Source organism: Microbacterium sp. K36, from assembly GCF_004794355.1.
Taxonomy (GTDB): domain Bacteria; phylum Actinomycetota; class Actinomycetes; order Actinomycetales; family Microbacteriaceae; genus Microbacterium; species Microbacterium paraoxydans_D.
This window is the reverse complement of sequence record NZ_SSDN01000098.1, coordinates 67,124-88,037: the sequence shown is the minus strand read 5'-3', so window position 1 is coordinate 88,037 and position 20,914 is coordinate 67,124. Positions and strand designations below refer to the sequence as shown.

The 20,914-nt window shown below is 70.5% G+C and carries 17 protein-coding genes; 6 read left to right on the top strand and 11 right to left on the bottom strand.

The features are described from left to right. The first annotated feature begins 1 nt into the window (after nucleotide 1). On the top strand, nucleotides 2-406 hold the full coding sequence (locus tag DW296_RS14220; RefSeq protein ID WP_136052735.1) for a RidA family protein: 405 nt from the start codon (nucleotides 2-4) through the stop codon (nucleotides 404-406). A 113-nt stretch (nucleotides 407-519) separates the two neighbouring features. Further along, on the top strand, nucleotides 520-2,007 hold the full coding sequence (locus DW296_RS14215; RefSeq protein WP_240743099.1) for a L,D-transpeptidase family protein: 1,488 nt from the start codon (nucleotides 520-522) through the stop codon (nucleotides 2,005-2,007). Nucleotides 2,008-2,092: 85 nt separating this feature from the next. Here DW296_RS14215 and DW296_RS14210 read toward each other — a convergent pair whose 3' ends face one another. Then, the gene (locus DW296_RS14210) at nucleotides 2,093-4,312 is read right to left on the bottom strand and encodes an NADP-dependent isocitrate dehydrogenase (RefSeq protein ID WP_136052734.1); all 2,220 of its coding nucleotides are present in this window, start codon (nucleotides 4,310-4,312) and stop codon (nucleotides 2,093-2,095) included. 165 nt (nucleotides 4,313-4,477) lie between these two features. On the opposite strand from DW296_RS14210, the gene DW296_RS14205 reads away from it, so the two are divergent. Then, the gene (locus tag DW296_RS14205) at nucleotides 4,478-4,936 is read left to right on the top strand and encodes a GNAT family N-acetyltransferase (protein ID WP_025103788.1); all 459 of its coding nucleotides are present in this window, start codon (nucleotides 4,478-4,480) and stop codon (nucleotides 4,934-4,936) included. Nucleotides 4,937-5,021: 85 nt separating this feature from the next. Here DW296_RS14205 and DW296_RS14200 read toward each other — a convergent pair whose 3' ends face one another. From DW296_RS14200 to DW296_RS14165, 8 genes are all read right to left on the bottom strand, one after another. Further along, nucleotides 5,022-5,843: a hypothetical protein gene (locus tag DW296_RS14200; RefSeq protein ID WP_136052733.1), complete on the bottom strand. Its 822-nt coding sequence runs from the start codon at nucleotides 5,841-5,843 to the stop codon at nucleotides 5,022-5,024. A gap of 91 nt (nucleotides 5,844-5,934) precedes the next feature. After that, complete coding sequence (locus DW296_RS14195) at nucleotides 5,935-7,746, bottom strand: ABC transporter ATP-binding protein (RefSeq protein WP_136052732.1); 1,812 nt, start codon at nucleotides 7,744-7,746, stop codon at nucleotides 5,935-5,937. Next, on the bottom strand, nucleotides 7,743-9,689 hold the full coding sequence (locus DW296_RS14190) for an ABC transporter ATP-binding protein (RefSeq protein WP_240743098.1): 1,947 nt from the start codon (nucleotides 9,687-9,689) through the stop codon (nucleotides 7,743-7,745). Before DW296_RS14190 ends, DW296_RS14195 begins: the two co-directional genes overlap by 4 nt. Before the next feature lie 307 nt (nucleotides 9,690-9,996). Then, complete coding sequence (locus tag DW296_RS14185) at nucleotides 9,997-10,494, bottom strand: methylated-DNA--[protein]-cysteine S-methyltransferase (protein WP_136052731.1); 498 nt, start codon at nucleotides 10,492-10,494, stop codon at nucleotides 9,997-9,999. Then, nucleotides 10,491-11,999: a DNA-3-methyladenine glycosylase 2 family protein gene (locus tag DW296_RS14180; protein ID WP_136052730.1), complete on the bottom strand. Its 1,509-nt coding sequence runs from the start codon at nucleotides 11,997-11,999 to the stop codon at nucleotides 10,491-10,493. Before DW296_RS14180 ends, DW296_RS14185 begins: the two co-directional genes overlap by 4 nt. A 144-nt stretch (nucleotides 12,000-12,143) precedes the next feature. Beyond that, nucleotides 12,144-13,751, bottom strand: coding sequence for a bifunctional phosphoribosylaminoimidazolecarboxamide formyltransferase/IMP cyclohydrolase (purH, locus tag DW296_RS14175; RefSeq protein WP_025103782.1), 1,608 nt, complete (start codon nucleotides 13,749-13,751; stop codon nucleotides 12,144-12,146). A 31-nt stretch (nucleotides 13,752-13,782) separates the two neighbouring features. Then, nucleotides 13,783-14,370, bottom strand: coding sequence for a phosphoribosylglycinamide formyltransferase (purN, locus tag DW296_RS14170; protein WP_136052729.1), 588 nt, complete (start codon nucleotides 14,368-14,370; stop codon nucleotides 13,783-13,785). 61 nt (nucleotides 14,371-14,431) lie between these two features. Then, a complete protein-coding gene (locus DW296_RS14165) occupies nucleotides 14,432-15,715 on the bottom strand; it encodes a cell division protein PerM (RefSeq protein WP_240743097.1) in 1,284 nt (427 codons plus the stop codon). 91 nt (nucleotides 15,716-15,806) lie between these two features. Here DW296_RS14165 and DW296_RS14160 point away from each other — a divergent pair, with 91 nt between their 5' ends. Further along, a complete protein-coding gene (locus DW296_RS14160) occupies nucleotides 15,807-17,291 on the top strand; it encodes an NCS2 family permease (protein ID WP_136052728.1) in 1,485 nt (494 codons plus the stop codon). Nucleotides 17,292-17,512: 221 nt separating this feature from the next. Here DW296_RS14160 and sucD read toward each other — a convergent pair whose 3' ends face one another. Together sucD and sucC are read right to left on the bottom strand one after the other, a co-directional pair. Further along, nucleotides 17,513-18,415, bottom strand: coding sequence for a succinate--CoA ligase subunit alpha (sucD, locus tag DW296_RS14155; protein ID WP_025103778.1), 903 nt, complete (start codon nucleotides 18,413-18,415; stop codon nucleotides 17,513-17,515). A gap of 27 nt (nucleotides 18,416-18,442) precedes the next feature. Next, complete coding sequence (sucC, locus tag DW296_RS14150) at nucleotides 18,443-19,609, bottom strand: ADP-forming succinate--CoA ligase subunit beta (protein WP_025103777.1); 1,167 nt, start codon at nucleotides 19,607-19,609, stop codon at nucleotides 18,443-18,445. Nucleotides 19,610-19,782: 173 nt separating this feature from the next. Between sucC and DW296_RS14145 the strand changes: the two genes are divergently transcribed. Both DW296_RS14145 and DW296_RS14140 read left to right on the top strand, forming a co-directional pair. Beyond that, nucleotides 19,783-20,067 (top strand): hypothetical protein, encoded by a 285-nt coding sequence (locus DW296_RS14145; protein ID WP_060923023.1) that lies wholly within the window; start codon nucleotides 19,783-19,785, stop codon nucleotides 20,065-20,067. 125 nt (nucleotides 20,068-20,192) lie between these two features. Further along, nucleotides 20,193-20,858, top strand: coding sequence for a TetR/AcrR family transcriptional regulator (locus DW296_RS14140; protein ID WP_136052727.1), 666 nt, complete (start codon nucleotides 20,193-20,195; stop codon nucleotides 20,856-20,858). Nucleotides 20,859-20,914: the final 56 nt, after the last annotated feature.

Genomic DNA, 20,914 nt, shown 5'->3' with positions numbered 1-20,914 from the left:
CATGACCGCGAAGACACGAGTTTCCACCGACGCCGCCCCCGCTCCCGCGCACACCTTCTCGCAGGGCGTCCGCAAGGGCCCGATCGTCCAGGTCTCCGGCCAGGGCCCCGTCGACCCGCAGACGAACGAGTATCTGTACCCGGGCGACGTCGCGGCGCAGACCACCCGCACGCTCGAAAACGTCAAGGCCATCGTGGAGGCCTCCGGCGCCACGTTCGACGATGTCGTGATGTTGCGCGTCTACCTCACCAAGCGCGAGGACTTCCCGATCATGAACGAGGCCTACGGCGCCTTCGTCGAGGCCCACACGACCAGCGGCGTCCTCCCCTCGCGCACCACGGTGTTCACCGGACTCCCCCGTGAGGAGATGCTCGTCGAGATCGACGGGCTCGCCGTCATCGGCTGACGCCACCGCCCGGGCGAGCGGGGAGGCACCCTATCAGGACCGTTGCCTCCCCGTTACCAGCCATCCCGTACCATGGACGACAGGACACGTCGAGACTGCGGGGGGTGTAGTTCGTGACCGATCTGATTTCTACGCCGGGCACTGCGCCGGGGGCACAGCCCGACGATGCGACACCGACGAGCGTCCTGACGCCGGAGGCGGCGACCGACACGGCCCCGCCGCAGACCGGCGAGCAGCCCCTGGCCTGGGCTCCCGTCGAGCCCGCCCCGAAGAAGCGCCGCCTCGGCCTGTGGATCGGTCTCGGCCTCGGCGTGGTCGCGCTCGGCGCCGGCGCCGCCTCGATGATCCTCATCGCCCCCGGCACCACCGTCGCGGGCATCCCGGTCGGCTGGATGACCCCCGGGGCCGCCGCCGACGCGATCAGCTCCCGCCTCGCGCAGACCGAGGTCACGCTCACGGGCGAGGGCGACGACGCCGTGCTCACGGGCGCCGACCTGGGCGCCACCGCCGATGCCACCGCGCTCGCCGACGCCGCGTTCGCCGCACACCCGATGTGGAACCTCGGCGCGTGGATGGGCGACCCCGTGCCGGCCGACATCGTGCTCGACCAGGAGACCGCCGCCGCGGCGCTCCGCAGCGCCGTCCCCGGCAGCTTCGTCGACCCGGTCGACGCCGGAGTGGTCTTCGACGCCGCGAAGGGCACCTACGCCGTCACGCCGTCCACGCCCGGGACGGGCATCGACGTGACCGCACTGAACGCGGCCTTCGTCGAGGCCGTGGGCGACGGCCGCACGACGTTCGAGTACCCCGGTGGTCCGGCCGAGGCCGCGCCCGCCGTGTCCGACGACGACGCCACGGCGACCGCGACCACGCTCAACACCATGCTCTCGACCATCGGCTTCTACGTCGGCGAGGAGCGGACCGTCCCGGTCTCCCCCGAGGTCGCGGCCTCCTGGCTGACCGTGGTCGACGACGACGGCCAGCTCCGCATCGAGGCCGACCCCGAGGCGATCCAGGCCACGGTGGACACGCTGCCCGCCGCGGTGGACCGCGCCCCCGTCAACGCGACCAACATCGTGGACTCCGCGGGGAACGTGCTGCGCGCCGAGAAGGAGGGCGCCACCGGACGCGCCCTCGGCGACACCGCGGACATCGCCGACGACTTCGCGACGCAACTCGCCGCGGGAGACGGCGTCTTCGCCCTCTCCGTGACGGAGACCCCCTTCGAGACGACGAACCTGTTCCGCCGCGCCGAGATCAACCTCAGCACGCAGCGCGCCTACCTGTTCGAGAACGACAAGGTCGTGCAGTCCTGGGCGGTGTCGACCGGTCTTCCCGGTACGCCCACGCCGACCGGCAACTTCAAGGTGTTCGCGCACACCGCCATCCAGGACATGGGCTGCTACGAGGGCGCGCCGTACTGCACCGAGGACGTGCCCTGGATCACGTGGTTCGCCCCGAACATCGGCTTCCACGGCACGTACTGGCACAACAACTTCGGCAACCGGATGAGCCACGGCTGCGTGAACCTGCCGATCGACCTCGCCAAGTACGTCTACGACTGGTCCCCCGTGGGCCTCGAGGTCTCCGTCTACAACTGATCCGGAGCCCGGCACCGGGCGAACCCGGCTGGGGAAGACAGCAGAAGGGGGCGGATGCCGCAGCATCCGCCCCCTTCTCGTCGTCTCAGCGCAGGGCGTCGACGATCTCGTTGAGCGTCGTGGACGGGCGCATGACCGCCTCGACGAGCTTCTCGTCCGGACGGTAGTAGCCGCCGATCTCCACCGGGGAGCCCTGCACCGCGTTCAGCTCGGAGACGATCGTCTCCTCGTTCGCGGCGAGCTTCTCGGCGATGGGCGCGAAGGCGGCGGCGAGCTCCGGGTCCTTCGTCTGCTTCGCCAGCTCCTGCGCCCAGTACAGGCCGAGGTAGAAGTGGCTTCCGCGGTTGTCGATCGTGCCGAGAGCGCGGCCGGGCGAGCGGTCCTCCTCGAGGAAGGTGCCGGTCGCGGCGTCGAGCGTCTCCGCGAGCACGCGGGCCTTCTCGTTGCCCGTGCGGTCGGCGAAGTGCTCGAGGGAGGCGGCCAGCGCGAAGAACTCGCCCAGCGAGTCCCAGCGCAGGTAGTTCTCCTCGACCAGCTGCTGCACGTGCTTCGGAGCCGAGCCGCCGGCACCCGTCTCGAACAGTCCGCCACCGGCGAGCAGCGGCACGATGGAGAGCATCTTGGCGCTCGTGCCGACCTCGAGGATCGGGAACAGGTCGGTGAGGTAGTCGCGCAGCACGTTGCCGGTCACCGAGATGGTGTCCAGACCGTGACGCATGCGGGCGAGCGTGTACCGCGTCGCCTCCTCCGGCGCGAGGATCGTGATCGTCAGGCCCTTGGTGTCGAGCGTGGCGAGACCCTGGTGCACCTTCGCGATGATCTGCGCGTCGTGCGAGCGGTTCGCGTCGAGCCAGAACACCGCCGGGGCACCCGTCGCGCGGGCACGGCCGACCGCGAGCTTGACCCAGTCCATGACCGGGATGTGCTTGGTCTGCGTCGCACGCCAGATGTCGCCCTTGCCGACCTCGTGCTCGATGAGGACGGTGCCCTCGCTGTCGAGCACCTGGACGATGCCGTCCGCCGCGATCTCGAACGTCTTGTCGTGGCTGCCGTACTCCTCGGCCGCCTGCGCCATGAGGCCTACGTTCGGCACGGTGCCGATCGTGGCGGGGTCGAGCGGGCCGTTCGCGATCACATCGTCGATCACGGCCTGGTAGACGCTCGCGTAGGAGGAGTCGGGGATGACCGCGATCGTGTCGGCCTCCTCGCCGTCCTTGCCCCAGAGCTTCCCGCCGTTGCGGACGAGCGCGGGCATGGACGCGTCGACGATGACATCGCTCGGCACGTGCAGGTTCGTGATCCCCTTGTCGGAGTTCACGTACGACAGGCGCGGCCCTTCGGCGATGGCCTTGTCGAACGCCGCGGCGATCTCCTCGCCACCCGCGACGGTGGCCAGGCCCGCGAGGATCGAGCCGAGGCCGTCGTTCGCGCTGAGTCCGGCCTCGGCGAGCTGGGTGCCGTACTGGTCGAAGACGTCCTTGAAGAACGCCTTCACGACGTGACCGAAGATGATCGGGTCGCTGACCTTCATCATCGTGGCCTTGAGGTGCACCGAGTAGAGCACGTCATCGGCCTTGGCCTCCGCGAGGGTGTCGGCGAGGAACGCGTCCAGCTCCTTCGCGGACAGGAACGTCGCGTCGATGATCTCGCGCGGGAGGACCTTGAGCCCCTCCTTGAGGACCGTGACGGTGCCGTCCTTCGCGGTGTGGCGGAAGGAGAGGACGTCGTCGTGGGCGGCGACCCAGGAGCGCTCGTTGTGCTTGAAGTCGTCGTGGCCCAGGGTCGCGACGCGGGTCTTCGAACCCTCCGCGAACGGCTTGTTGCGGTGCGGGTGCTTCTTGGCGTAGTTCTTCACCGCCAGCGGGGCCCGACGGTCGCTGTTGCCCTCGCGCAGGACGGGGTTCACCGCGGAGCCCTTGATGCGGTCGTAGCGGGCGCGGATGTCCTTCTCCTCCAGCGACGAGGGCTCGTCCGGGAAGTCGGGGACGTCGTAACCCTGCTGCTGCAGCTCCGCGATGGCGGCCTTGAGCTGCGGGATCGACGCGGAGATGTTCGGCAGCTTGATGATGTTCGCCTCGGGAAGCGTGGCGAGGCCGCCCAGCTCCGCCAGCGCGTCGCCGACCTGCTGCTCGGGAGTGAGCTTCTGCGGGAAGGCGGCGAGGATGCGGCCGGCCAGAGAGATGTCCCGCGTCTCGAATTCGATACCCGCCTGGCCGGTGTAGGCCTGGATGATCGGCAGGAAGGAGGCGGTGGCCAGTGCCGGTGCCTCGTCGGTGTAGGTGTAGATGATGGCGTCGTCGGTCACCGGGACGTTCTCCGTTCACGAGGGCTATTTGTCTCGATACCAAGATACCTGAGCGTCCCGGACCCCGAAGCGGCGGTCCCACCGAGGAGACTCCCTCGGCCGAACGGTCCGTGAAAAGTCCGCCCGAGTGATGAATGCGGTGAGCGGAGGGGCTAGCCTGGGGGCATGTCCGAACTGCGCATGGTCGAACTCTCCGCCGCGACGATCGTCGCCGTGAACAACCTGTCGCTCAAGCCCGGACAGGAGCAGTTCCTCGCCCCCGTCTCGTACGGCATCGCGGCCACCGTCATCAACCCGCAGACCTCCTGGCAGCGGGTGATCCTGGACCGCAACGAGGTCGTGGGCTTCGTCAGTGCCAACTTCGACGACGAGGCGCCGGAGGAGCACTTCCGCTCCGTGCTGTGGCGCATCAACGTCGACGCGGACGACCAGGGTCGCGGCGTCGGCCGCTTCGCCGTGGAGAGTCTCATCGACGAAGCACGCAACCGCGGCGTCGACCACGTCAACGTCATCTACGAAGCCGGCGAGGACGGCCCGGAGGCGTTCTTCCGGCGCGTCGGCTTCACCCCCGTCGGCGAGACGGCCTACGGCGAGGTCATCGCCGAGATCCGGGTCCCCTCCTGAGACCGGCGGCGGGGTCTCGAATCCCCTCCCCCATCGAGACTCCGTCGCCCTCGGATTCCACCGGGCGGCGCGAGCTCGATCCCTCTCAGCGCTGACCGCTGTCGCCGGGAGGCGTGCCCTTCCCCCGACGGCTGTTCCACGCGGCGAGCGCAGACGCGGCAGCTCCGGCCGCCCGGTCGATGGCCTCCGCAGACCGGTGCAGCATGTCCTGCGCGGCGTCCTGCCAGGCCGGAGTCGGCGGCGCCTCCCCCGTCTGCACCTTCGCGGCGTGCTCGGCGGCCTCGAACGCCCGCTCCAGCTCGGCGACGGCGTCGCGGTAGGCCGCGTACTCGGCGGCGGTCACGCGGCCCGTCGTCTGCCGACGCGCCTCGACCGCCGCGCCGGCGGCCCGGAGGTAGGCGGCCGTCTCCGGGCGCTTCACGTCCGTCATCTCGGGGTAGGTGATCTGCAGCGCGGGGTCGGTCTCGTATCGCATCCACCGCGCCGTCACTGCCTCGTGCTCCGCGTACAGGCGCTCCAGCGGCCGCGGGGCGGAGCCGGCGGGGATCGCGGCGCGAGCCGCGTTCAGCCGGACTCGTCGGGCGCGGACGTCCGCCGCCGCCGCCCTGGCATCGCGTTCGCGCTCCTTGAGCATGCGCCGGGCGCCGGCCACCTGCTCGGCGCTCGCGCGCTGCGCGGCCCGCTCGGCGGAGACCCTCGCGAGGTCGGCTCGTGCCACTTTCAGAGCCGTCCGTCGGACCACCGCGCGCTGCTGGGCCTCACGGAGGTCGTGCCGCGCGGCGTCGTACTCCAGTCGGCGGCCGCTGCGGGTGTTCCGACGACGCACCCCGATCGCGCCCGCGGTCACCCCGGCGGCGGCGGTCGGCGCGAGCCACCACCACTCCGCGACGAGGAGGAAGGGGTCCATCCTTCGATGCTACCGACCACGGCGCGCCCGCGCCCGGACGCAGCGGCCCCGGCATCCGTGCGGATGCCGGGGCCTCAGTCGCGTCACGACGTCAGACGAGCGTCTCCTGCCAGGCCGCGTGCAACTGGGCGAACTTCCCGGTGCCGCCGATCAGGGCGGCCGGAGTGTCGTCCTCGATGATCCGGCCGTGCTCCATCACGAGCACACGGTCCGCGATCGCCACCGTCGACAGCCGGTGCGCGATGATGATCGCCGTCCGGTCGGCCAGCAGCGTCTGCAGCGCATCCTGGATCAGCCGCTCGGACGGGATGTCCAGCGAGGCCGTCGCCTCGTCGAGGATCAGCACCGCCGGGTCGGCGAGGAAGGCGCGGGCGAACGAGATGAGCTGGCGCTGCCCCGCCGAGACACGACCGCCGCGCTTGTTCACGTCGGTGTCGTACCCGTCCGGCAGCGCCGAGATGAACGCGTCGGCGCCCACCGCCCGTGCCGCCTCGCGGATCTCGTCCAGCGTCGCGTCCGGGCGCCCGAGCGCGATGTTGTCGGCCACGGTCCCGCTGAACAGGTACGCCTCCTGCGTGACCATGACGATCGCGCGGCGGAGATCCTTCGGGTGCAGCGACCGCAGATCGACGCCGTCGAGCGTCACCGTCCCCGCGGACGGGTCGTAGAACCGCGAGATGAGCTTGGCCAGCGTGGACTTGCCCGCCCCCGTCGTCCCGACCAGCGCGATGGTCTGCCCGGCCGGGATGTCGAGCGAGAAGTTCGGCAGGATCGTCTTGTCCTCGTTGTACGCGAACGTGACCTCGTCGAAGCGGATGTGCCCGCGGGACTCCCAGAGGTCGACCGGCTTCTCGGGGTCCGGCACCGTCGGGACCTCCTCCAGGACGCCCGACACCTTCTCCAGCGCCGCGGTGGCGGACTGATAGGAGTTGAGGAACATCGCGATCTCCTGCATCGGAGCGAAGAAGTTGCGCACGTAGAGCACGGCGGACAGCAGCACGCCGACCGTCAGCGCTCCCTCCGAGACCCGGATGCCGCCCCACAGCACGACGACCCCGAGCACGAGCGCCGCGACGCCCATGAGGCCCGGCTCGAACGTGCCGAACAGCAGCATCGAGCGACGGTTCACGTCCCGGTACTCGCCGGCCACGCCCTGGAAGGCCTTGTCGTTGCGCGGCTCCTTCCGGAAGGCTTTGACCGCGCGGATGCCCGTCATGGTCTCCACGAACTGGACGATCACCTTCGCGCTGATCACCCGGGACTCGCGGTACACGAGCTGCGAGCGCGAGTAGAACCAGCGCATGAGGAAGAACAGCGGCACGCCGCCGATCGCGAGGATCAGACCGGACTGCCAGTCCCACACGCACAGCGCGATGAAGGTGAAGACACCGAAGAGCACGCCGGAGACGAGCTCGTTCAACCCGCCGTCGAGGAGTTCCTTGATGGAGTCCAGGTCGCTCGTCTGGCGCGAGATGATCCGCCCCGAGGTGTACGACTCGTGGAACTCCAGGCTCAGACGCTGGGTGTGCAGGAAGATGCGCTTGCGCAGGTCCAGCAGGACGGCCTGGGTCAGCTTCGCCGCGATGATGACGTACCAGGCGATGAGCACGGCGGCGAGAGCACCCGCGAGCAAGTAGATCCCGCCGACGACGAACGTCGGCATCCAGTCGGCGTCGTCGAGCACCGCGGGGAGCGCCCGGTCGAGGCCGATGCTGATGAGGATCGGCCCCGCCACCTGCAGCGCCGTCGAGATGACGAGCACGGTCGCGGCGAGCACGATCTGCGGCTTGAGCGGACGCACGAGCGAGCCGAGCAGCCGCAGCGAGCGGCGGCGGATCGCCCTGCTCTCCTCCGTGGTGAGGCGGGAGCGGTCCTCGTCCTGGGTTCCGGTGAGGGAGCTCATCGCTGCACCTCCTCTCCTGCGAATCGGGGGGCGCCTCCCGGCGCCTCGTCGTCGGCCTCCTCGCGGATGCCTTCCTGCACGGTCTCGTGGACCTCGGCCTGCTCGTCGCGGATGATCGGGATGGCTCCGGTGCGGGCGGCCTCCTCGGCCTCCAGGCTGGAGATGACGTGCCGGTAGTGCCGACTCGTCTTCAACAGCTCGGTGTGCGTGCCGACGGCGGTGATCCGGCCGTCCTCCAGCAGCGCCACGCGGTCGGCGAGGGCCACAGTGGACGGACGGTGCGCGACGATCATCGCGGTGGTGTCGGCGAGCACGTGCCGCAGGGCCTCCTCCACGAGCGCCTCGGTGTCGACGTCCAGCGCCGACAGCGGATCGTCGAGGACGAGCACCCGGGGGTTGGCGGCCACGGCGCGGGCGAGGGCGAGCCGCTGGCGCTGTCCGCCGGACAGGCTCAGTCCCTCCTCGCCGATCACCGTCTCGACGCCTTCGGGGAGCGTGTCGACGAAGGCGGCCTGGGCGACGTCGAGCGCCTCCCGCAGGACACGCTCGGCTTCGGGGCTGTGCACGTCGAGGTCGGCGCGGCCGAGCAGGACGTTCTCGCGGACCGAGGCCGAGAAGAGCGTCGCGTCCTCGAACGCCATCGCGATGTGCTCGCGCAGCTCGGCGAGCGTGAGGTCGCGCACGTCGACGCCGTCGAGCGTGACCCGCCCTCCCGTCACGTCGTACAGCCGGGTCGGCAGGGTCGTCAGCGTGGTCTTGCCGCTGCCGGTGAGGCCCACGAGCGCCATGGTCTCGCCCGGCCGCAGCACGAGGTCGATCCCGTCGAGCAGGTCCCGCTCGTCGGCCGCCGCATCCTGGTAGCGGAAGTGCGCGTTCTCGAACGCGAGCTCGCCACGCGGGTTCTCGATGTGCACCGGGTTCTCCGGATCAGTGATGGTGTTCGTCTCCGAGAAGATGTCGAAGACGCGGTCCGTCGCCGTCCGCGCGTCGAGCATGAAGGAGAAGAGGAAGCCGATCGACTCGATGGGCCAGCGCAGCACGACCGCCATCGCGAAGAAGGCGAACAGCTCCGCGGACGTGATCGCGTCCTGCGAGATGAGCCAGATGCCCGACATCAGGCTGAGGCCGAAGGCGATCTGCGGCATGAGGTCGAGCCAGAACCAGATCGAGGCGATGGCCCCGGCCTTGCTCATCTCGGTCTCGCGCAGCGTCTCGGCCTGCCGGCTGAAGCGGCGGAGGGCATGCGTGCCGCGGCCGAACGCCTTGAGCACGCGGATGCCGTGCACGCTCTCCTCGACGCTCGTGGCGAGGTCGCCCGCCTGGTCCTGGCTGCGGCGGGTGAGGGCACCGTAGCGCTTCTCGAAGAGGTAGCCCCGGATCCACAGCGGGATCGCGGTCACCAGGAAGATCGTGCCGAGCAGCCAGTGCCAGCGGAACAGCAGCACCGAGCCGATGAGGATCGTCAGCACGTTCACGACGAGCAGCACGAGACCGAAGGCGAGCCATCGGCGGATGAGGCCGATGTCCTGCATCATGCGGCTGAGCAGCTGCCCGGACTGCCACCGGTCGTGAAACGCGACCGGCAGGGTCTGCAGGCGCGAGTAGAGCTCGGTGCGCATGCGGTACTCGACCTGCGTGGCGGGGAAGAGCACGAACTGCCGACGGAGCCACACCATGAGCGCCTCGCCGAGGCCGAGGGCGAACACGGCGAGCGCGCCCCAGACGATCGCATCCAGCGCGCCGGACTGCACAGGCCCGCCGATGATCTGCTCGAGCACGATGGGGATCATCAGCGCGATGAGGGCCGCCGCGAGCGCGCTGGCGGCACCGCCGGCGAGACGCCAGATGACCGGCTTCACGAACGGCTTGAGCCGCCACAGCGCGGCGGGCGTGGAGAGGGTGGACGAGGGGGACGGATTCTGCGCGGAAGACGAGGAAGACATGTCTCTCAGAGGAGTCGAAGGGGAGAAGTAGGGGAGAACGGATGCGAGAGCGAGCTCACGGAGCCCGGCATCCGGTGCAGAAAGGGGGCGGAGGCTCTAGGAGAGCGGGCGCGCCGGGGTCGAGCCGAGGGTGGCGATCCGCGCGGTGGCGATCGTGGTCATGGTGTCCTCCTCAAGGGCTCGGCGAGGTCGTCCGGTTGGCGCGACAGCCCATCAGCCTATTCCTGTGAACGAGCTGAGCGCAAGGGGAATTCCCGGGACAGCGAAGAGCCCGCTCCGTGCGGAGCGGGCTCCTCGGTTCGGGAGGTCAGCGGGCGGCGCGTTCGCGCGCCAGAAGGCTCTCCTTGACGGGCAGCCCCCAGGCGAAGCCGCCGAGGGAGCCGTCGGTGCGGAGCACCCGATGGCAGGGCACGAACAGGGCCGGGGCGTTGCGGGCGCAGATCGACGCCGCCGCGCGCACAGCCTGGGGGTTGCCGAGTCGGGTCGCGAAGCCCGTGTACGTCAGGGGCTCCCCCGGCGCGATGGTGCGCAGCGCCGCCCAGCCGGCGAGCTGGAGGGCGGTGCCGGTCTGCGCGACCGCGACCCCGTCGATCGCCGCGACGTCGCCCGCGTAGTACGCGCGGACGGCGCCGGCCGCGTCCGTCTCGGCCTCGCGCACGGCATGGGGGCGTACCCGGGCGGGCAGCCGGCCGAGGATCGCCTCGACGTCATCCGTCCAGCCGGACACGAGGACCCGCTGGCGCTCGTCGGCGAGGATCGTGAAGGGACCGTCGGCGGTGTCGAGGGTCTGGATGAGAGCGGTCATGGGGTCTCCTCGGTGTCGGATGGGGTGCCGTGGGCGGGCCGGACGGCGGATCTGCGCCGGGGCCCGGCGGGACGGATCGGGGCGGCACGCCACAGGTGCGCGCTGAGGTAGCTCCGCCACGGTGCGGTGCGCTCCGCCCAGGCGGTGAGGGCCTTCGGTTCGGCGGGCAGCCCGGACGCGGCGGCACCGGCACGGAGGGCGACGTCGCCGGGGAGCAGCACGTCCGGATCGCCGAGCACCCGCATCCGCACGTAGTCGGCGGTCCAGGGTCCGATGCCGGGCATCGCGAGGAGGGCGGCGCACTGCGTGGGGCCGTCATCGCCCACGGTGAGGGTCAGACTCCCGTCCGCCAAGGCGGCGGCGGCTCCGGTGACGGCGCGGATCCGGGCGGCGGGCCCGCGCAGCACCTCGGCGCCGTGGGACGCGATGGCCGACATCGTCGGGAACAGGAGGCCGTCGGGGGTCCGCTCTCCCAGCGCGTCGGTGAGGGCGGTGAGCGCCGTGCGGGCGGCGACGACCGTGATCTGCTGCCCGATCATCGCTCGGATGAGCATCTCGTGCGGATCGGCCGCCCCCGGCACGCGGATACCGGGGGTCCGCGCCACGAGGGGGGCGAGGGGCGGATGCGCCGCCAGGGCCTCGTCGATCGCGAGGGGGTCGGCGTCGAGGTCGAAGATGCGGCGCGCGGTGGCCACCAGCGGCGCGAGGTCGCCGAGCTGCGCGACCCGGGCCCGGAGGTGCAGCCGCTCCGTCTCCTCCTGACGCACCTCGAACCACGCGGGGCCGCCCGGCATCCGGAGGTGTCGGGAGAACGAGGTCGCCGTGGTCTCCTCGACGCCCGTCACCGCCCGCGCCGCCATCCACGCGAAGATCCCGGCCGCATCCAGGGGGCCCCGGTACGGCAGGACCAGGTCGATCGTCCCCGGGACGGCCGCGGAGGGTGTGCGGCGGCGAGCGCGCAGCTCCCCCGGCGTGAGCCCGAACACCTCGCGGATCGTGTCGTTGCCCTGGCGGATGCTGTGGAAGCCGGCGGCGAAGGCGACATCGGCGATGGGCATGTCGGTTCCCACGAGCAGCATGCGGGCGGTGTGGGCGCGGTGCGCTCTCGCCAGTGCGAGCGGTCCGGCGCCGAGCTCGGTCGTCAGCAGCCGCGTGAGGTGACGGCTCGAGTAGCCGAGTCGCGACGCGAGTCCTGGTACGCCCTCGCGCTCGACCACGCCGGACGCGATCAGCCGCATGGCCCGGGCCGCGGTGTCTCCACGGACGTCCCACGCGGGCGACCCGGGGGCGGCCTCCGGCAGGCAGCGCTTGCATGCGCGGTACCCCGCCTCGTGCGCCGCGGCACTCGTCGGATAGAACGTGACGTTCTGCGGCTTGGGGGTGCGCGCGGGGCAGCTCGGACGGCAGTAGATCCCGGTCGAGCGCACGGCGGTGACGAACTGCCCGTCGAAGCGGGTGTCCCGAGCGCTGATCGCCCGGTAACGCTCGTCGAAGGAGTAGCTCATGTCCTCCACTCTCTCACCCCCGCGCGGCTACGGCTGGCGGAAATCGGACATCGCGGTTCCCTCCCCGAGACCCCGTCTACGCGCCGAGACCCCGGCGCGCAAACGTGCGCACGCCGGGGTCTCGACGGAAGACCGGGGTCTCGGTCAGTGGAAGAAGTGGCGCTCCCCCGTGAAGAACATCGTGACGCCGGCCTTGCGCGCGGCATCCACGACCTCCTCGTCCCGCACGGAGCCACCGGGCTGCACGATCGCCGTGACACCCGCGTCGATGAGCACCTGGGCACCGTCCGCGAACGGGAAGAACGCGTCGGACGAGGCGACGGATCCGGCGGCACGATCTCCTGCACGCTCCACCGCGAGGCGGCACGAGTCGACGCGGTTGACCTGGCCCATGCCGACGCCGACCGTCGCGTTGTCCTTCGCCAGCACGATCGCGTTCGACTTCACGGCCCGGCAGGCCTTCCACGCGAAGATCAGGTTCTCCATCTCCTCGTCGCTCGGACGCTCCCCCGACACGAGCTCCCAGTTCTTGGCGACGGAGACGATGTCGTCCGGGAAGCGGTCCGCGTCCTGGAGCAGGAGACCGCCGGACACGAGGCGCACGTCCATGCGCTCCTGCTGCCAGTCCTCGGGGAGCTGCAGCAGCCGCAGGTTCTTCTTCGCCTTGAAGACCTCGAGGGCCGCAGGCTCGAACGACGGCGCGACGATGACCTCGGTGAAGATGTCCTTGAGGTTCTCGGCCATCTTCAGCGTCACGGTGCCGTTCGCCGCGATCACGCCGCCGTACGCCGACACGGGGTCGCACTCGTGGGCGCGGAGGTGCGCGCTGGCGATCGGGTCGAGGGCGTTCGGGGCGGTGGTCGCGATACCGCAGGGGTTGGCGTGCTTGATGATGGCGACCGCGGGCTTGACCATGTCATAGGCGGCGCGCAGGGCGGCGTCGGCGTCGACGTAGTTGTTGTACGACATCTCCTTGCCCTGGAGCTGCGTGGCCTGGGCGATGCCGTGGCCGCCGGCGCGGGTGTAGATGGCGCCACGCTGGTGGGAGTTCTCGCCGTAGCGGAGCGTGGCGAGCCGCTCGGCCTGGATCGTCAGGTGCGCCGGGAGGTCGCCCGGGTCGTTGAGCGTGCCCTCGGCGAACCACTGCGCGACGGCCGTGTCGTAGGCCGCGGTGTGCGCGAAGGCCCGCGCCGCGAGCTCCCGCCGCTGGGCGAGCGAGGTGCCGCCCTGTGCCACGGCCGCGATGATCGCCGGGTAGGACTGCGGCGACACGACGATCGCGACGTTGGCGTGGTTCTTCGCCGCCGCACGCACCATGGCGGGGCCGCCGATGTCGATCTGCTCGACGACGTCGTCACCCTCGGCACCGGAGGCCACGGTCTCCACGAACGGGTAGAGGTTGACGACGACGAGCTCGAACGGCGCGATGTCGAGGTCGGCGAGCTGCCGCTCGTGATCCTCGAGGCGCAGGTCGGCGAGCAGCCCGCCATGCACCTTCGGATGCAGGGTCTTGACGCGGCCGTCGAGCATCTCGGCGACACCCGTGACCGCGGCCACATCCGTCACCTCGAAGCCGGCATCGCGGATGGTGGACGCCGTCGAACCGGTCGAGACGATCTCGACGCCCGCCTCAGCCAGCGCGGCGGCGAGCACGAGCAGGTCGGTCTTGTCGCTGACCGAGACGAGAGCGCGCCGGATCGGCACGGTGTCGCGATCGCGGTAGAGCGTGGGGTCGTGGCGGGGGCCGGCCATGATGGGCTCCTTCGTGCGGGGGCGTCGGGGGTCAGGGGGCGGAGGTCAGGGAGAGGTCGCCGGTCGCGATGCGCCGGACGACGTCGATGAGGAGCCGGCGCTCGACCGGCTTGATGCGCTCGTGCAGCGTGTGCTCGGTGTCGTCGGCCCGGATCGGCACGCGCTCCTGCGCGAGGATGGGGCCGGTGTCGACCCCGTCGTCCACGACGATCACGCTGGCGCCGGTCTCCCGGACCCCCGCGGCGAGGGCGTCGCGGACGCCGTGCGCTCCGGGGAACTCCGGGAGGTACGCGGGATGGGTGTTGATGATCCGCGGCGCGTAGGCGGCGACGAGGGAGGACGGCAGCAGGCGCATGAGGCCGCTGAGCACCACGAGGTCGGGCGTCCACACGGCGAGCTGACGACCCAGCTCCTCACCCCACGCCTCGCGGCTCTCGTGCTCGTGCCATGGCACGGTGAAGCTGGGGATGCCGAACTCCTCGGCGTGGGCCAGACCGTCGGCTTCGCGATCCGCCCCCACGACGACGACCCGGGCCGGGAAATCGGGGTGACGAGCGGCCTCGAGGAGGGCGCGAAGGTTCGAGCCGGCGCCCGAGATGAGTACGGCGACCGTGAGCACGCGCCCAGTCTACCGGCGAGCCGATGACGCTCCGACCGGCGTCGCCGGGCGTCCGGGACGGCTAGCGGCGGTCGTCGTCAGCGCGCTCCTCGGAGCGTTCGGACATCTCCGCGATCCAGCGATCGGTGCGCTCCTCCGCGAGCTCGTCGCGGTTGCGGGGCGACAGCAGGAGGATCGCCGCGCCGACGAGCACCTCCGCCCCCAGAGACAAGGCGAACGGCAGTACTGCCGGGCCGACGACCTCGAGTCGCCCCGGGCCCATCGAGCCGTTTGCGAAGGCGGCGGCGAGCGCGGCAACCCCGCCCGAGACCGCGGCGATCCCGACCGCGATCACGACGCGCTGCAGGAGCCCGAGCGGCGTCCCCTCCCACACGAGCCGCGAGCGCACGGCCCACCCGGCGAATGCCCCGGCGGCCACCGGGATCAGGATGACGATGAGCATCCAGATCGAGGAGTTCTCGGGCAACAGGCCGAACGCGGGGATGCCGGGGACGACGCCGAGCTGTGTCCCTGCGGGGGACACCGCGGTCCCGGCCCCGACCGCGAAACCGGGGCCGGCCAGCCACGCGGCCGCCCACACCACGAAGGTCGGCAGGTACGCGAGCTGCCCGAGGGTGAGCACGGTCGCCCCGAGAGCGTCGACCCGCGCCGCCTGGAACAGCGCGACGACCTCTCCGCCCCGCGTGAGGACCGACAGGGCGACGGCCAGGGCGGCGGCACCCGTCACGCCCACGAGCACGAACGCGGCGCCCCGCACGATCGCGGCGGGCACCGGCGCCCAGTCCTCCCGGGAATCCAGGATGTCGTGGACGCGGTCGAGCAGCCCGCCGTCGCCGTCCTCCCACGCCACCCGCACCGCGCCGCACACCGCGCCCACGAGGTACACGACGGGGGGCAGCAGGATGGCGAGAGCCAGCGGGACCTCCGCGGCCCCGAGCGCCGATGTGAGAGCGACGACCGTCGAGATCACGGCGAACACGACGGTCCCCGAGAGCGATCCCCCCGCCCAGGCCCCGGACCGAGCGGCCCGGGCTCCGGAGCGAGCGGCGAGGAGCAGGGTGAGCAGCAGGAACGCCAACGGTGTGACCGAGACGACGAAGCGCGCTGCCTCCACGGGGATCGCCAGGGTCACGAGCAGGGCATCGGGGATCGCGACCTCCAGCGGCACGCCGTGGCCGAACTGCCACAGCGTTCCGGTGAGCGGCCACAGCGCTCCCCAGTCGGCGGTCACGCCGAAGGCGAGGGTCCAGAGGAGCGTCAGCGGCGCCAGCAGCACGGCCAACCCGACGGCGGCCGTGATGACGGCGTCGAGGGCGGCGAGGAGCGCGACGAGGAGGCGTTGCATAGCGCCTTCGAGACTACGACGAGTTCCCCTTCGGCCCCCGTGGGCGCGCGCGAGGCGGACGACACGGTAGCGTTTCTCCGGAGGTTTCCCGATGACTACTGCCCCACCCGCCCCGGCGTCCACCGGACCCACCGGACCCACCGGTACCCTGGACCGCTTCTTCGAGATCAGCAAGCGCGGATCGACGATCGGCACCGAGATCCGTGGAGGCCTCGTGACGTTCGTCACGATGGCCTACATCGTGATCCTGAACCCGATCATCCTGTCCGGAAAGCCGGACGTCGCCGGCGACATGCTCGACTTCAACGCCGTCGGCGCCGCGACGGCCCTGACCGCCGGCGTCATGACGATCCTCTTCGGTGTCGTCACCCGCCTGCCGTTCGGCTTCGCCGCCGGCCTCGGCATCAACGCCTTCGTCGCGTTCTCCGTCGTCGGCCAGGTCACCTGGCCCGAGGCGATGGCGCTCGTGATGATCAACGGCGTCGTGATCGTGCTCCTCGCCGCCACCGGGCTGCGGAAGGCGATCTTCGACGCCGTGCCGTTCCAGCTGAAGATCGCGATCACGGTCGGCATCGGCCTCTTCATCGCCTTCATCGGGTTCGTCAACTCCGGCTTCGTCACCGCGACCGGCGCCTCATCGCCGCCCGTCGGCCTCGGCGTCAACGGCTCCGTCGCGACCGTGCCGAGCCTGCTGTTCGTGATCACGCTGCTGCTCACCGGCATCCTCGTCGCGCTCCGCATCAAGGGCGGCATGCTCATCGGCCTCATCGGCGGGACCGTGCTCGCGGTCATCGTCGAGGCGATCTGGCACATCGGCGCCCGCGGCGTCGACGACGAGGGCAATGTCGTCAATCCCGGCGGCTGGGGCCTCACCGTGCCGGCACTGAACGGCTCCCCCGTCGGCGTCCCCGATCTGAGCCTCATCGGCGCCGTCGACTTCTCGTTCGACCTCGGCAAGGTCAGCCTCGTCGCACTCGTGATGATCGTCTTCACGCTCCTCTTCACGAACTTCTTCGACGCCATGGGCACCATGACGGGCCTGGCGAAGGAGGCGAACCTCGCCGACGACAACGGCGACTTCCCGCGCATCAAGTCGGCACTGGTGGTCGAGGGCGTCGGAGCGATCGCCGGTGGTGCGACCTCCTCGTCCTCCAGCACCGTCTTCATCGAGTCCGGCGCCGGCATCGGAGAGGGTGCCAGGACGGGCCTCGCGAACGTCGTGACGGGCATCGTCTTCCTCATCGCGATGTTCCTGACCCCGCTGACCTCGATCGTCCCGACCGAGATCGCCGCCGCGGCACTGATCATCGTGGGTGCGATGATGATGGCGCAGATCCGGCACATCGACTTCGGCGATTTCCGGGTGCTGCTGCCGGTGTTTCTCACGGTCTCGGTCATGCCGCTGACGTACTCGATCGCCAACGGCATCGGGGCGGGCTTCGTGAGCTGGGTGCTCATCCACGCCTTCTCCGGCAAGGCCAAGACCATCAGCCCGCTGCTGTGGGTGGTCGGCGCCGGCTTCCTGATCTTCTTCGCCCGAGGCCCCATCGAGGCTCTCTTCGGCGTCGGGATCTAGCCCCGCTCCGAGTCGCGCAAATGGCCCCATTCCGACGCGGAATGGGGCCATTTGCGCGATTCGAAAGAGGTGGGACCCTGGCAAGTCGGCTCAATCGGCCCGTTCGAATCGCGCGATTGGTCCCATCCGGCCATGGAATGGCGTCGATTGCGCGATTCGAAAGAGGTGGGACCCTGGCCCCGGGGTGGAGCCCGGGGCCTTCAGGTCAAGCGTAGCTCAGATCAGAGCGACTCGATGATCTCGCGCATGAGAGCGGCGGTCTCGGACGGCGTCTTGCCGACCTTGACACCGGCGGCCTCGAGGGCCTCCTTCTTCGCCTGCGCGGTACCGGCGGAACCGGAGACGATCGCACCCGCGTGACCCATGGTCTTGCCCTCGGGAGCCGTGAAGCCCGCGACGTAGCCGACGACGGGCTTGGTGACGTTCGCCTTGATGTACTCGGCCGCACGCTCCTCGGCGTCGCCGCCGATCTCGCCGATCATCACGATGGCCTTGGTCTCCGGGTCGGCCTCGAACGCGGCGAGTGCGTCGATGTGCGTGGTGCCGATGACCGGGTCGCCGCCGATGCCGATGGCGGTCGAGAAGCCCAAGTCGCGCAGCTCGAACATCATCTGGTAGGTCAGCGTGCCGGACTTCGACACGAGGCCGATCGGGCCCTTGCCGGTGATGTTCGCGGGCGTGATGCCGACGAGCGCCTCGCCGGGCGTGATGATGCCGGGGCAGTTCGGCCCGATGATGCGGGTCTTGTTGCCCTTGCTCTGCGCGTAGGCCCAGGCCTCGGCCGAGTCGCCCACGGGGACGCCCTCGGTGATGACGACGAGCAGCGGGATCTCGGCGTCGATGGCCTCGATCATCGCGTCCTTCGTGAAGGCGCCGGGGACGAAGGCGATCGACACGTCGGCGCCGGTCTCCTTCATCGCCTCGGCGACCGAGCCGAAGACGGGGAGCTCGACGGCGTTGCCGTCCTTGTCCGTGTGCGAGACCGTGGTGCCGGCCTTGCGGGCGTTGACGCCGCCGACGACCTGGGTGCCGGCCTTGAGCATCAGCGCGGTGTGCTTGGTGCCCTCGCCGCCGGTGATGCCCTGGACGATGACCTTGGAGTCCTTGTTGAGGTAGATAGACATAGCTCTGGTTCCTTGTGTCTCAGGCGATCAGGCGTTGGCGAGCTCGGCGGCCTTGTCGGCGCCCTCGTCCATGGTGGCGGCCAGGGTGACAAGCGGGTGCGCGTAGTCGGCGAGGATCGCGCGACCCTCGTCCACGCGGTTGCCGTCGAGGCGGACGACGAGCGGCTTCGAGGCCGTGTCGCCCAGCGTCTCCAGGGCGCCCTTGATGCCGTTGGCGACGGCGTCGCACGCCGTGATGCCGCCGAACACGTTGACGAACACGCTCTTGACCTGCGGGTCGCCGAGGATGACGTCGAGACCGGCGGCCATGACCTCGGCCGAGGCGCCGCCGCCGATGTCGAGGAAGTTGGCGGGCTTGACGCCGTTGTGGTTCTCACCGGCGTAGGCGACGACGTCGAGCGTCGACATGACCAGGCCCGCGCCGTTGCCGATGATGCCGACCTCGCCGTCGAGCTTGACGTAGTTGAGGCCGGACGCCTTGGCCTTGGCCTCGAGCGGGTCGGCCGCGTCCTTGTCCTCGAGCGCCTCGTGCTCGGGGTGACGGATCTCGGAGGCGTTGTCGTCGAGGGTGACCTTGCCGTCGAGCGCGATGATGTCGCCGTCTTCGGTGCGGACGAGCGGGTTGACCTCGACGAGCGTCGCGTCCTCACCCTTGTAGACGTCGTACAGCTTCACGAACACGTCGGAGACCTTCTCGACGAGATCCTCCGGGAAGTTCGCGGCGCGGGCGATCTCGACCGCCTTCTCCTTGTCGATGCCGGTCAGCGGGTTGACCTCGACGCGGGCGAGCGCCTCGGGCTTCTCGACGGCGAGCTGCTCGATCTCCATGCCGCCCTCGACGGAGCAGAGGGAGAGGTAGGAGCGGTTGGCGCGGTCGAGCAGCACGGAGAAGTAGAACTCCTCGGCGATGCGGGCACCCTGCGCGACCATGACGCGCTTGACGACGTGGCCCTTGATGTCGAGCCCGAGGATGGCCTTCGCGGCCTCGTACGCCTCGTCGGGGGTCTTGGCGACCTTGACACCGCCGGCCTTGCCGCGGCCTCCGGTCTTGACCTGGGCCTTGACGACCACGACACCGCCGATCTTCTCGGCAGCCGCCTTCACCTCCTCGGGGGTGTCCGCGACGATGCCGGCGAGGACCGGCACTCCGTACTTCTCGAAAACGTCTCGTGCCTGGTACTCGTACAGATCCACTGTGCTTCCTTCACTGGGCTGCGGTCTGGTCTGGTGATTCTCTCGATGTCGAGACATCGACCAGTCCCCCAGCCTACTACCGCAGGCTGAGCGCTCCGACGCCCGCGGACGTGGGCGACGCCCCAACTCCTCCGGTACGATCCTCAGTCTCGGAGCAGGACGGAGGAGACCACGTGAGCGACCTCACCGCCACCCAGGCGCAGCGCATCATCCGCGAGGAGAAGCTCACCGCGACCGCCAACTGGTTCGGCCCTACAGGCCGGCCTCAGTCGTCCGCCTGGATCGAGCGGGAAGGCGAGGAGTGGATCGTCTGGGAGGCCGACGAGCGCGGTGAGCGCTTCCATGCGCCGCTCCGCTTCCGCTCGGAAGCCGAGGCCCTGGACCTCTTCATACGGATCGCTCGGCGGTATCGGGCATCGGACTCGCGCGCGAGTCGGCGACCCTCGGACGCCTCGTGACCACAACCAGGATCAGCATGGACGGTCGCGCGCCCTCACGGAAACGCGGGTCCTGGAACTGCCGTAGCGGTGCGCTCCCGCGGGGACGCTCGGGCGCGAGCCCCACGGCGGTCTAGGATTTCGCCATGCACGAATCCGCAGAGCTGCGCACCGGGGGCGTCGTCGCCGCCGCGCTCGAACTCTTCAGCGCCCAGGGGTTCGACCAGACGTCCGTGGAGCAGATCGCCAAGGCCGCCGGCGTCTCCCGGTCGACCTTCTTCCGGCAGTTCGGCGGCAAGGAGGACGTGGTCTTCGCCGATCACGAGGTCCTGCTGGAGCAGCTTCGGGAGTTCCTCGACGAGGGCCACGACGATCCGTGGGGCGCGGTCTGCGCGGCGTCGGAGTCCGTGTTCACGCACTTCGCGAACGACCCGGAGCTCGCGCGACGGCGCTATCAGATCGTGCGGGAGGTGCCGGTGCTCCGCGAACGCGAGATCATCACCGTGTTCCGCTACGAGCGGCTGTTCGACGAGTACCTGCGCAGCGCCCTACCGGGAGTGGATCCGCTGGACGCGGTGGGCTTCGCGGCACTCGTGACGGCGGTGCACAACCACGTGCTGCGGCAGCTTCTGCGCGGACGGAAGAAGGTGCCGCTGTCCACCCTCCAGGCCGCGCTCGCGGACGCGCGTCGGCGGTACGGCGTGGGTGAGGCCGCCGACGCGGGCGCTCCGGACGACGTGGTCGTGGCGGTCTTCCCCCGCTCGATGCCGATCGCCGAGGTGACCAGGAGGCTCCGCTCCGAGCTCGACTGAGCCGACGGGGGCGGTCGTGGTACCGAGTATCGAGGAGTACGATACCTGGTGTCACG

Coding starts and splice junctions, on each gene's coding strand:
- DW296_RS14220 (WP_136052735.1), top strand. CDS start 2: ATGACCGCGAAGACACGAGTTTCCACCGACGCCGCCCCCGCTCCCGCG.
- DW296_RS14205 (WP_025103788.1), top strand. CDS start 4,478: ATGTCCGAACTGCGCATGGTCGAACTCTCCGCCGCGACGATCGTCGCC.
- DW296_RS14200 (WP_136052733.1), bottom strand. CDS start 5,843: ATGGACCCCTTCCTCCTCGTCGCGGAGTGGTGGTGGCTCGCGCCGACC.
- DW296_RS14195 (WP_136052732.1), bottom strand. CDS start 7,746: ATGAGCTCCCTCACCGGAACCCAGGACGAGGACCGCTCCCGCCTCACC.
- DW296_RS14190 (WP_240743098.1), bottom strand. CDS start 9,689: ATGTCTTCCTCGTCTTCCGCGCAGAATCCGTCCCCCTCGTCCACCCTC.
- DW296_RS14185 (WP_136052731.1), bottom strand. CDS start 10,494: ATGACCGCTCTCATCCAGACCCTCGACACCGCCGACGGTCCCTTCACG.
- DW296_RS14180 (WP_136052730.1), bottom strand. CDS start 11,999: ATGAGCTACTCCTTCGACGAGCGTTACCGGGCGATCAGCGCTCGGGAC.
- purH (WP_025103782.1), bottom strand. CDS start 13,751: ATGGCCGGCCCCCGCCACGACCCCACGCTCTACCGCGATCGCGACACC.
- DW296_RS14165 (WP_240743097.1), bottom strand. CDS start 15,715: ATGCAACGCCTCCTCGTCGCGCTCCTCGCCGCCCTCGACGCCGTCATC.
- DW296_RS14160 (WP_136052728.1), top strand. CDS start 15,807: ATGACTACTGCCCCACCCGCCCCGGCGTCCACCGGACCCACCGGACCC.
- sucD (WP_025103778.1), bottom strand. CDS start 18,415: ATGTCTATCTACCTCAACAAGGACTCCAAGGTCATCGTCCAGGGCATC.
- DW296_RS14140 (WP_136052727.1), top strand. CDS start 20,193: ATGCACGAATCCGCAGAGCTGCGCACCGGGGGCGTCGTCGCCGCCGCG.